The sequence below is a fragment of the Bartonella sp. MM73XJBT genome (genome assembly GCF_028618465.1).
In the GTDB taxonomy this organism is placed as follows: domain Bacteria; phylum Pseudomonadota; class Alphaproteobacteria; order Rhizobiales; family Rhizobiaceae; genus Bartonella.
Map to the genome: position 1 here is coordinate 1 of NZ_JAQISY010000109.1, position 1,198 is coordinate 1,198.

General features: G+C 47.3%; 1 protein-coding gene. It reads right to left on the reverse strand.

Going from position 1 to position 1,198, the window contains the following annotated elements; translation table 11 throughout:
* Positions 1-1,159: phage tail tape measure protein (locus PVV69_RS09875; protein WP_273757358.1), on the reverse strand; the 1,159-nt coding region annotated here is incomplete at its 3' end.
* Positions 1,160-1,198 lie beyond the last annotated feature (39 nt).

Sequence of the window (1,198 nt, forward strand, 5' to 3'; positions counted from 1 at the left end):
CACTTTCCATCAAACTGTTGAGGGGGGGCAGAAGCACTTCACCAATGGTAATCCCCAAAGCAACGATACGGTTTTGCAACAGTTCAAATTGCCGCATGGCACCGGTTGCTTGTTTGTCTGCCTCTTGTTCGACAGAGCCTTTAAAGACTTTTGGGTCTTTCACATAATCTAAAGCATGCCCTAGCAATTCGGGATTGCCAACCAGTTTGGCAAAATCACCGGTAAACTCTCGCCCAGCAATGGCAATCAGAGAACGCATACCCTGTTCGGATTTGCCCAACACATCAAAAAAACGCACCAAGGTACCGGTGGCATCTTTGTCCAAATCTTCGATGAATTTTTCGCGGGAAAGCCCAATATTGGTAAAAGCATCTTCAATATGCTTACCTCCTGCCTGTATGCGCGCACTCATAGAGTTAAAACCACGTGCGGCACTCTCTGGAACAATCCCAGCAGAAATCATCGCCGTACCAAAAGCCGCTGTTTCGCGGGCTGTCAGTTTAAACATGGTTGCCGCACCGGTAGCCCGATTGGTAAAATCAGACACTTCACTCGCCTTTGCCGCCATGTGGTTGGAAAGATGGTTGATGGCATCGCCTAGATCTTCGATGCCTGCCTGATTAAGTTTAAAGACATTGCGCAATTTGGCAAAGCGTTCCCCAATTTGATCCCCGCTCATATCAAAAGCAACAGCTGCCTTGGCGGCATAAACACTAAAAGCTTCTAAGTCTTGTTCACCAATCCCTGCTTGGCTAGCACTGGTCATCAGTTCTAAAACTTCACGGGCGGCGAGAGGAATTTTGGTGGAGGTTTCCAAAGCAAAACGGCGCAATTCCTTTAAGCGATTAAGGGGGGCATCCAGAACCTTTTCCAAGCCCTTCATTGATTGGTCAAATTGCATGGCTTTATAGAGGGGTGCAATTAAGGTTGCTGTTTGGGCAATGGCACCCACCATGCGTCCCCGCGCTTGGTTGAAAGCATTTTCCGCATTTGCTGTGGCTTCCTTCAAGTGCTTAGGGTCAAACCAATTTTTAAAGTGCTGCCTTGTCTTGTTCTGGAAATGCGCAACATCGCTACTGAAAGCTGCAAGATCACGCTTGGCAGAAGCGATCCCTTCTTGGAGATGATTGACAAAACGCACAACAAGGGAAACATCCATAATCGTCTCTTATCCTAACATTTGGCTTTCATATTCTTG